At 66.6% G+C, this 9839-nt stretch carries 7 protein-coding genes; 2 read left to right on the forward strand and 5 right to left on the reverse strand.

Translation table 11 applies throughout. The annotated features are described in order from the left end of the window. Positions 1 to 141: 141 nt before the first annotated feature. Together uvrA and PSRA_RS08545 are read right to left on the reverse strand one after the other, a co-directional pair. Positions 142 to 3051, reverse strand: coding sequence for an excinuclease ABC subunit UvrA (uvrA, locus tag PSRA_RS08540; RefSeq protein WP_245834961.1), 2910 nt, complete (start codon positions 3049 to 3051; stop codon positions 142 to 144). A 515-nt stretch (positions 3052 to 3566) separates the two neighbouring features. Further along, positions 3567 to 3956, reverse strand: a complete 390-nt coding sequence (locus PSRA_RS08545; RefSeq protein ID WP_094661475.1) for a ribbon-helix-helix domain-containing protein — start codon at positions 3954 to 3956, stop codon at positions 3567 to 3569. Between the two features lie 364 nt (positions 3957 to 4320). Between PSRA_RS08545 and PSRA_RS08550 the strand changes: the two genes are divergently transcribed. Next, a complete protein-coding gene (locus PSRA_RS08550; RefSeq protein ID WP_094661476.1) occupies positions 4321 to 5235 on the forward strand; it encodes an ABC transporter ATP-binding protein in 915 nt (304 codons plus the stop codon). A 101-nt stretch (positions 5236 to 5336) separates the two neighbouring features. Then, entirely contained in the window at positions 5337 to 6101 is a 765-nt protein-coding gene (locus PSRA_RS08555) for an ABC transporter permease (protein ID WP_245834962.1), read from the forward strand. A gap of 294 nt (positions 6102 to 6395) precedes the next feature. On the opposite strand, the gene metK is transcribed toward PSRA_RS08555, so the two are convergent. The 3 genes from metK to PSRA_RS08570 all read right to left on the reverse strand — a co-directional run bounded on the left by metK (position 6396) and on the right by PSRA_RS08570 (position 9829). Next, entirely contained in the window at positions 6396 to 7589 is a 1194-nt protein-coding gene (gene metK / locus PSRA_RS08560) for a methionine adenosyltransferase (RefSeq protein ID WP_094661478.1), read from the reverse strand. Positions 7590 to 7692: 103 nt separating this feature from the next. Then, complete coding sequence (locus tag PSRA_RS08565; protein WP_094661479.1) at positions 7693 to 8436, reverse strand: class I SAM-dependent methyltransferase; 744 nt, start codon at positions 8434 to 8436, stop codon at positions 7693 to 7695. 109 nt (positions 8437 to 8545) lie between these two features. Then, positions 8546 to 9829, reverse strand: coding sequence for an O-acetylhomoserine aminocarboxypropyltransferase/cysteine synthase family protein (locus PSRA_RS08570; protein WP_245834963.1), 1284 nt, complete (start codon positions 9827 to 9829; stop codon positions 8546 to 8548). Positions 9830 to 9839 lie beyond the last annotated feature (10 nt).

The following is a 9839-nucleotide window of genomic DNA, read 5'->3' on the forward strand; positions in this document are numbered from 1 at the left end:
CCGGCTTTCATAAGGCGCTCGGCCTGTTCATGCCACACCTGCGGCGAATGCCGTTCGAAAATCATCCATCCTCCGGTATCACATAGGAAGCATCGTATGGAAGCACGGGGCCGGCAGCCCCTCGCGCCACGGCGCGCCCCGTCACAGGGTGCCGGCGGCCTCGAGCATCGGCTTGAGGAAGCGCCCCGTCCAGCTGGCGTCGTTCAGGGCCACCTGCTCCGGCGTGCCCTGCGCCACGATGGTGCCGCCGCCGTCGCCGCCCTCGGGCCCCAGGTCGATGATCCAGTCGGCGGATTTCACCACGTCGAGGTTGTGCTCGATCACCACCACCGTGTTGCCCTTGTCGACGAGGCCCTGGAGCACGCCGAGCAGACGGCGCACGTCCTCGAAGTGAAGGCCCGTGGTGGGTTCATCGAGAATGTAGATGGTGCGCCCGTCGCTACGGCGCTGGAGCTCCGTGGCGAGCTTGACGCGCTGGCTCTCGCCGCCCGACAACGTGGTGGCGGGCTGCCCCAGCCGGATGTAGCCCAGTCCGACATCGACGAGCGTGTCGAGGTAGCGCGCGATGGACGGGTATGCGGAGAAGAACTTCGCCGCCTCCTCGATCGGCATGTCGAGCACGTCAGCCACGGTCTTGCCGTTGTACTTGACCTCGAGCGTCTCGCGGTTGTAGCGCTTGCCGTGGCATTCCTCGCATTCCACGTACACGTCGGGCAGGAAGTTCATCTCGATCTTGATGGTGCCGTCGCCGTGGCACGCCTCGCAACGGCCGCCCTTGACGTTGAACGAGAAGCGCCCCGGGCCGTATCCGCGCACCTGCGCCTCGGGCGTCTTGGCGAACAGCTGGCGGATCTTGTCCCACACGCCGGTGTACGTGGCGGGGTTGGAGCGCGGCGTGCGGCCGATCGGGTTCTGATCCACGTGGATGACCTTGCGCAGCTGGTCGATGCCTTCGATGCGCGTGTGCTTGCCGGGCACGATGCGCGCCCCGTTGAGCTTGTCGGCGAGGGCCGGGTACAGGATCTGGTTGATGAGCGTGGACTTGCCGGAGCCCGACACGCCGGTGATGCAGGTGAACACGCCGAGCGGGATGTCCACCGTCACGTTCTTGAGGTTGTTGGCGCGCGCCCCGACAACGCGCAGACGGGGCCCGTTCCTGCGCACGCGGCGCCGGTCGGTCGGCGTCACGATGGAGCGGCGTCCGGCGAGGTAGTCGCCGGTGATGGACAGCGGCGCGTCCACGATCCCCTTGGCGGGGCCGGAGTACGTGATGACGCCTCCATGTTCGCCGGCGCCGGGGCCGATGTCGACGAGCCAGTCCGCCGTCTCGATGGTTTCCTGGTCGTGTTCGACCACGATAAGGGAATTGCCCAGATCACGCAGGTTGTGCAGGGTCTCGATAAGGCGCTCGTTGTCACGCTGGTGCAGGCCGATGGACGGCTCGTCGAGGACGTACATGACGCCGACGAGGCCCGAACCGATCTGCGTGGCGAGGCGGATGCGCTGCGCTTCGCCGCCCGACAGCGTGGCGGCGGCGCGCGAGAGCGTCAGGTAGTTGAGGCCGACGTCATTGAGGAACTCGAGGCGCGCGAGGATCTCCTTGAGCACCTCGGAGGCCACGATGGCGTCCCTGCCCTCCAGATGCAGGTCGCGCGCCCACTGCAGGCTGTCGCTGACGGCCATGTCGCAGACGTCCACGATGGACTTGCCGCCCACGGTGACGGCGAGCACCTCGGGCTTGAGCCTCTTGCCTTGGCACACCTGACACGGCACCTCGCGCATATACGACTCGTAGTACTGCTTCATCTGGTCGGAGTCGGTCTCGTGGTAGCGACGCATCAGCGAGTGGATGACGCCTTCGAAGCCGGTGGAGTACTCGCGTTCGCGGCCCCAGCGGTTGCGATAGTGCACCTTCACCTCGAAGTTATGCCCGTGCAGGACGGCGTCGCGCACCTCTTCGGGAAGGTCCTTCCACGGCGTGTCGAGCGAGAAACCCATCTCGTCGGCCAGGCCCTCGAGCAGGTGCTGCGTGTACTCGGTCTGCGTCTTTGTGGCTGACCATGGTTCGATGACGCCTTCGGCCAGCGACTTGGAAGGGTCGGAGATGATGAGCTCCGGGTCGATCTCGAGGCTGTAGCCGATGCCGGTGCAGGCGGGGCAGGCGCCGTACGGGGCGTTGAACGAGAAGGTGCGCGGCTCGATGGATTCGAGCTCGAGCTCGTGTCCGTTGGGGCAGCTGCGGTGCTCGGAGAAGGGGCGGAAGCGGCCGGGATCGTCCTCGTCCAGGTCGACGAATTCCGCGGTCACGACGCCGCCGGACAGGCGCAGGGCCGTCTCGACGGAGTCGGTCAGGCGCGGGCGGATGCCATCCTTGACCACGAGGCGGTCGACGATGACGTCGATATGGTGCTTGTGCGTCTTGGCGAGCTTGATCTCGTCGGACAGGCGGTGCACGGTGCCGTCGATGAGCACGCGCGAGTAGCCGTCGGAACGCAGCTGGTCGAGCAGCTCGGTGAATTCGCCCTTGCGTCCCTTGACGACGGGCGACAGGATCTGGAAGCGGGTGCGCTCCGGGTATGCGAGCAGCGTGTCGACGATATGCTGCGGCGTCTGCGCCTCGATGACGGCGCCGCATTCGGGGCAGTGCGGGATGCCGGTGCGGGAGAACAGGAGGCGCAGGTAGTCGTAGATCTCGGTGATGGTTCCGACCGTGGATCGCGGGTTGCGGTTCGTGGTCTTCTGGTCGATGGACACGGCGGGGCTCAGGCCCTCGATGAAGTCGACGTCGGGCTTGTCCATCTGGCCGAGGAACTGCCGCGCGTAGGCGGACAGGGATTCGACGTAGCGGCGCTGGCCTTCGGCGAAAAGGGTGTCGAAGGCGAGGGACGATTTGCCTGATCCGGACAGGCCGGTGAACACGACCATCTTGTTGCGTGGAATGGCGAGGTCGGCGTTCTTGAGGTTGTGCTCGCGCGCGCCCTTGACGACGATTTTCTGGTTCGCCGGGAGGTCGGCGAGGTCGTCCACGACTGCTCCGTCGACCACGCGCATCGTGAATTCGTGGCCGTCGCCGGTGCTGTGGGCATGCTGCCTGCCACGCTGCTGCCGCCCCTGTTCCTGCCCGGTCCCGTGTTCGGCCATGCTGTCTGCGACCATGCGTTCGTTCCTCTTTTCAGATCATCCCAGGTCAGGTCATCCCGGGTTTTCAGCTCATCCAGGTGCCGGGAATCCCCGGGTGTCGGGCTTCCCGGACGCCGGGTATCTCGGATGCAGGGCGCCCGAACCGGATCGCCCAGCGGGCCCAGCCCGTCACCGTTCATGTTGAGCAAAGTATATCTCTCGAACGGCCGTTCGAGATAGCCATGATCGCCTACGGCGTAGGCGGACGCCCCATCGGCGTGTCGCACATGCGCCGCGGCCCCGTGCCGGACGTCGCCGGGCTCCGGCCTCGTCAAGCGCTCCGAAAAGAACAGGCCGTGACACGCCGGCGCCAAAGGCGTCGGCCCGTCACGGCCCCGCGTCCGTCGGGATTCTCTCCGGATCCCCGTCCGTCCATCTGCCGGAGGTCAGTCCTCCCGCTCATCGCCCTTGTCCACTTCCTCGGCCAGCTCGCTGACCAGCCGCGTGACACGGGGGTTCTCCCCGTTGTCACGCATGACATTCGTATGCTCGATCGGAACGCCGTTCTCGTCGTAGGTCTCGAAGGTCGAGACCATGACGAGCTTGCTGATGCGCGAACGGGAGCCTCCCGCAAGAACATCCGAGATGCCGCGGCGGATCAGGAAGGAGCGGGTCACGCCCAGCTCCTTGGCGCGCTTGTTCAGGCGCTCCAGGGTGCTCTTGGGAAGCTTGAAGGTGACGGTGGCGATCTCCTCCTTGGCGTTGATGTCGTCGCTGGAGTCATTGGAGTCGTCCGGCTCTCCCAGCTCTCTGACCAACTTCGAATATTCGGCCATCGTGTTCCTGTTCTCTGAATCTTGAATTTTTCCGTGGAGCGCACATCGAACACAACAGGGAAGCTTCTAAGACCGTCTCCGTTGCACGTCGCGACACTCCTGAAATGTTGCGTTTTTCCGAAAGCGCTTGCACCCTTTCCGCAATATCGAACATTATACGACCACTGTGGGAACAAGTGCCACACGCCCGTCATGCCCCTCCGTCGGAGAAACCCTCCGCACGCAGGACGGTGTGTCTTGCCGCCAGACAAGTCCGCCTCCCATGCACGCCCGCCATCTGCCCCGACCCTAGAATGGACACGATCCGGCTGGCCTCGGCCGCCGACGGAACCATGGCGACAGCCAGAATGAGAAAGGACCGGCCATGTCACGAGATGAAGAACCGGATACGGGGCGGCGGGACGAGCCCCGGGAACGAGGCGGCGGGACGCAGGGCCCCGTCGTGCTGACGGTGCGCGACGCACGATGCCGCCTCGCCGCCGACACCGCGGCGTCCACGGGCGCCACGAAGAACACCGACGCAGCGAAAAACACCGACGGAGCCGACGGGGCGGCGTCAGGCAACGGCCGCCTCGTCTTCGACGGAATCGGTCTGGATATCCAGGCCGGGCGCATCGTGGACCTCGTCGGCCCCTCCGGAAGCGGCAAGTCGAGCCTGCTGACCTGCATGGCGCAGCTAAACCCGCGCGCCACAGCGACGCTGACGCTCCACGGGCGCCCCGCGTCGGACTTCACGATGCAGCAATGGCGCCACCATGTGGCGTACCTGCCGCAGAAAAGCACGCTGTTCGGCCAGACGGTGGCCGAGGCCATCCGCTTTCCGTTCACGCTCGGCGTGGCGAAGCAGCTGCCCTCCCCCGATGACGCAGCCATCCGCTCCGCCCTCAACGCCGTTGGCCTGGCCGACATCGAGCTGACGCGTGACCCGCATGACCTCTCCGGCGGGCAGAGCGCCCGTGTGAGCATGCTGCGCAGCATCCTTACGAAGCCGGACGTGCTTCTGGCCGACGAGGTCGACGCAGGCCTCGATGACGACACGGCGCGCCTCGTGGCCGTCTATATGGCGCGCACGGCGCATGACACGGGCATGGCCATCGTGCGCGTCAGGCACCGCCCGCCTGACGGCATGGCGGACTGCATCGCGACGCTGGCGGACGGCCGCCTCACGATGCGCGACACATCCTCCCGCGCCATGGAGCCCACGGCGACACCCAGCGCGGCAGCCGGCGCAGCATCTGACGCGGCATCCATCACGACATCGGAAAGGAGCGCATCATGACGCCCACCAGCCTGCTTTTCGCAGCCCCCACGGCGCACACCGTGCTCGCGGACGGCGGCACCGTGACCGACAACGGCTCGTATGACATCGACCTGTGGGGCATGCTCGTCGCCATCCTGCTCGTGCTCGTGGCGACGGCCATCTCCGCGGTCGCCAAGCTCGGCGTGGAGAAATCCCTGCCGGTGGCCGCCCTGCGCGCCATCCTCCAGCTCGCCGCGATGGGCATCATCCTCGGATGGGTCATCCAGCAGAACCAGTGGTGGTGGGTCATCCTCCTCATGCTGGGCATGCTGGGGGCGGCGGTGCAGATCACGCTGTCGCGCGCGCGGCGCATCCCCAAGGGCCTGGCCCCGTCCATCTTCCTGACCCTGGCGGCATCCATGATCACGATGGTTCTCGTGGTGGTGGAGCTCATCGTGCGCCCCGCCCCGTGGTACTCGCCGCGCGTCATCCTGCCGCTGGCCGGCATGATGCTGGGCAACACAGTGTCCGCCGTGGCGCTGGCCCTGAGCCGCTTCTTCGAGGACATGACGGAGCGGCGCGACGAGGTGGAGACGATGCTCGCGCTCGGCGCCACGCCGCGCGAGGCGAGCATGACGTCGATCCGCTCCGCCATGCGCATGGGCCTCATGCCCACCGTCGCATCGCTGGCCTCCGCCGGCATCGTCACGATCCCCGGCATGATGGCTGGCCAGATTCTCGCAGGCAACGATCCGCTCATCGCCGCGAAATACCAGTTCGTAGTGCTTGCCGCCATCTCCGCCCTGACGATGATCTGCGACGCGCTGATCCTCCGCCTGGTGTACCGCCGCTGCTTCACGGGGCGTGACCAATACGAGCTGAAGCTGCCGCCTGCGAAGAGCTGACGGCGGCGTTCGATTCAACCCACGCAAAGCAAGAGGGCCGGCCCCGAAGGACCGGCCCTCTTCCATGGAGAAGAAAAGAGAAAGGAAAGGAAAAGGCCTGCAGACGCACCCATCTAGCGCCTGCAAGCCTCAACTTAATGATGCCTTGCATCCAACAACCAGTAAACCAGAAGTCCTCTCATCCCTCCACCCTTGTTCCACCGGCAATTCATTGCGACTATGTCGCTTCCCCGTTGCCCGGGTTCCCAAGGCGGTTCCTTAAACTGTCTGTTCGCGTTTACCGCTTGCAATGAATCATTGTAGCACGTTTTTCGCAGCGCGCAACAGCGTGTCGGCCTCGTCCGTCCGCTCCCACGTGAAGTCCGCGTCATCACGCCCGAAATGGCCGTATGCCGCGGTTTTCCGGTAGATGGGACGACGGAGTTCGAGACGTTCGATGATGGCGAGCTGCCGCAGGTCGAACACCTCCTCCACGGCCTTCTGAATCGCCTCGCGAGGCACGCTCTCGGTGCCGTAGGTCTCGATGTCCACGCTCACGGGCGCGCCGACGTTTCGGAAGTAGCCCAGCGACACCTGCACGCGGCGTGCCAGGCCCGCTGCCACGATGTTCTTCGCCACCCAGCGCGCCGCATACGCCGCCGAGCGGTCGGGCTTGCGCGGGTCCTTGCCGGAGAAGGCGCCGCCGCCGTGCGCCGCGAAACCACCGTAGGTATCGACGATGATCTTGCGCCCCGTCAGGCCCGAGTCGCCCTGCGGACCGCCCGTGTTGAACTCGTTCTGGTTGATGACCACATGCAGGTCGTCATGTGCCACGCCGGGGAAGGTCTCGAGCACCGGGTCGAGCACCTTCTCGCGCACCTCGCGGCGCACGTCCTCCACCGACAGCTCCGGCGCATGCTGCGCCGAGATCAGCACGTCGCGGAACGCCACCGGCCGCAGGTCGTCCGTGTACTCCACGGTGACCAGCACCTTCCCGTCGGGCCGCAGCAACGGGATGATGCCGTTCTTGCGCACATACGCGAGGCGCTCGGCGATGCGGTTCGCCGCATAGACGGGAAGCGGCATGTACGCGGCGGTGTCATCGTTGGCGTAGCCGATGACGATGCCCTGGTCGCCGCCGAACCTGTTGTAGGCCTCTTCTTTGTCGGCCACCGTGCCGGTGTCGCCGTAGTTGCCCTGCGGGCCGTTGAGGATGCGCGGGCGGATGTTGTTGATGACGCCGCAGCCGTCGGGGTCGATGCCGGAATCGGCCGTCGTGTAGCCGATGTCATGCAGCGCCCTGCGCACGATCTCGACGTGGTCGAGCACTCGGGGCACGCTGATCTCGCCTTCGACGACCACGAGGCCGTCCTTCGCCGTCGTCTCGACCGCGACGCGGGAGTCAAGGTCGATCTCGAGATAGGCGTCGAGGATGGAATCGGAGATGATGTCGCACACCTTGTCGGGGTGGCCTTCGGTGACTGCTTCGGATGACAGGAATCGTGCCATGCCGGTACCTTCTTTCGTTGTTGGTCGATGGGTTTGGTTGGTTGATGGGCTGGCGCCGCCTGGGCTCAGGCCCTGGCGTTGGTCTGGACCCGCGCCCCGTGCGTCACTCCCCCGCCACGATGGCGACGTAGTTGCCCGCGGTGTAGCCGGCCACGGGGTCGGACGGGGCGTCGTTCTGGTACGGCGGGTTCTCGATCACCGTCTGCCAGTAGCCGAACGATGAGAAGCCCGCCTCGCGCAGCGCCGCCTCGTACCACGGGATCTCGTGCCAGTACGGCTTGTACGAGTGCTCCGTCACGTTGAAGAACGCGGTGCCCTTCAGCAGCTCCTGCGCGAGTGCGTCGGGGATGCCGGCCTCCTGGCGCACGCGCAGGATGATGCCGAGCGCCGATTCGGCCGGCACGTCGGTGAGCACGAGGCGCCCTCCCGGCGCCAGCGCCTCGCGGTTGCGGCGGAACGTGCCGACGATCTCGTCGTCCGGTATGAAGCCGAAGGACGACCCGTTGTACACGATCGTGTCGTATGGGGCGCCGCCGTAGTCGAAGTCCTGCGCCGTGGCCTCGGTGACGTCAAGGCCTTTGGCGCGCGCCTGGTCCGCGAGCGCCGCGGATGGTTCGATGGCCTGGCTGACGTGGATTCCGTAGCGTTGTGCGAGGAGGGTTTCGAAGATTCCGCTGCCGACGCCGATGGAGAGGATGGCGCCGGGGTCGGCGCCGGTGCCGTCGGGGCGGGTGACGAGGGCGTGGTGCAGGAGGCGCAGGCGCGATTCGTAGATGTTGGGGCGCGCGGCCTGGGTGTCGTCGAGGATGGTGGCGTGGCCTTGGTACAGGTCGGTGAATGTGCTCATGGGGTGGGGTTCCTTTCCGTGGTGGTATGTGCATGGGTGGCGTGTGGGCTGGGTGGCGTGTGCGCCGCTGGCGCCTCGTTCGCGGCGTGTCGCGGCGTGTCGCGTTCGGCTAGGCGCCGTAGGCGGCGGTGAAGCCGCGTTCGAGGTCGGCGATGAGGTCGTCGGGGTCCTCGAGTCCGATGGACAGGCGGATGGTGGTGGGTTCGATGCCGGCGGCGCGCTGCTGGGCTTCGGTGAATTCCCTGTGCGTGGTGCGGGCGGGGTCGACGATGAGCGAGGCGGAGGCGCCGATGTTCGTCAGGTAGGTGAAGATGCGCGTGGCGTCGATGAAGGCGTTGGATTGTTCGATGCCTCCTTCGAGCGTGAAGGCGAGGACGGTGCCGACGCCGCGCGGGTAGTCGCGTTGTGCGAGCGCGTGGTCGGGCGAGTCGGGCAGCCCGGCGTAGGCGACGTTGATGACGTGGGGGTGTTTTTCGAGGAAGCGGGCGATGCGCTGTGTGGTGGCGGTCTCGCGGTCGAGGCGCACGCCGAGCGTTTCGAGCCCTTGGAGCGTCAGGTATGTTTCGAATGGGGCGGGTGCGGCGCCGAGCAGGCGCAGGTATTTGAGGCGCAGGCGCTGGCTGAAGGCCTTGGTGCCTGCGGCGTCGACGAAGGAGCGGCGGATGCCGTGGGCTTCGTCGCTGATGTTGTGCACGGGGCTGTTGAGCTGCGGGTAGCGGGGCGCGTCTGTGCCGTCGGGGCGGGTGACGGTGTTGGCGGGGCCGTAGTCGAGGTCGGCGGCGTCGATGACGGCTCCGCCGAGGGCGTTTCCGTGTCCGTTGATGCCTTTGGTGGTGGAGTACACGACGATGTCGGCTCCGTGTTCGATGGGGCGGTACAGGTACGGGGTGGGCAGCGTGTTGTCGACGACGACGGCGACGCCGTGGGCGTGGGCGACGCGTGAGATGGCGTCGATGTCGGCGATGCGCGTGGTGGGGTTGGAGACGCTTTCGACGAAGACGAGGCGCGTGTCGGGACCGATGGCCGCCTCGAGGGAGGCGGGGTCGTCGATCCTGTCGATGATGTCGACGCCGATGCCGAGTGCGGGCAGGATGTTGGTGATGAAGTCGAAGGTGCCTCCGTACAGGGCGTTTGCGGCGACGATGCGCCCGCCGTTGTCGGCGAGGGTGAGGATGGTGGCGGCGATGGCGGCCATGCCGGATGCGAAGGCGACGGCTGCCTTGCCTCCGTCGAGGGAGGCGAGGCGAGCCTCGAGCACGTCGGACGTGGGGTTGGATGCGCGCGAGTACAGGTGGGCGCCCGGCTCCTTGCCGTTGGCTGTGCGCGATCCGCGTTCCGCGGTGTGCAGGTCGTATGCGGCGGTGGCGTATATGGGCACGGAGGTGGCGTCCAGGTGGACCCGG

This window comes from Pseudoscardovia radai, from assembly GCF_002259605.1.
Taxonomy (GTDB): Bacteria; Actinomycetota; Actinomycetes; order Actinomycetales; family Bifidobacteriaceae; genus Pseudoscardovia; species Pseudoscardovia radai.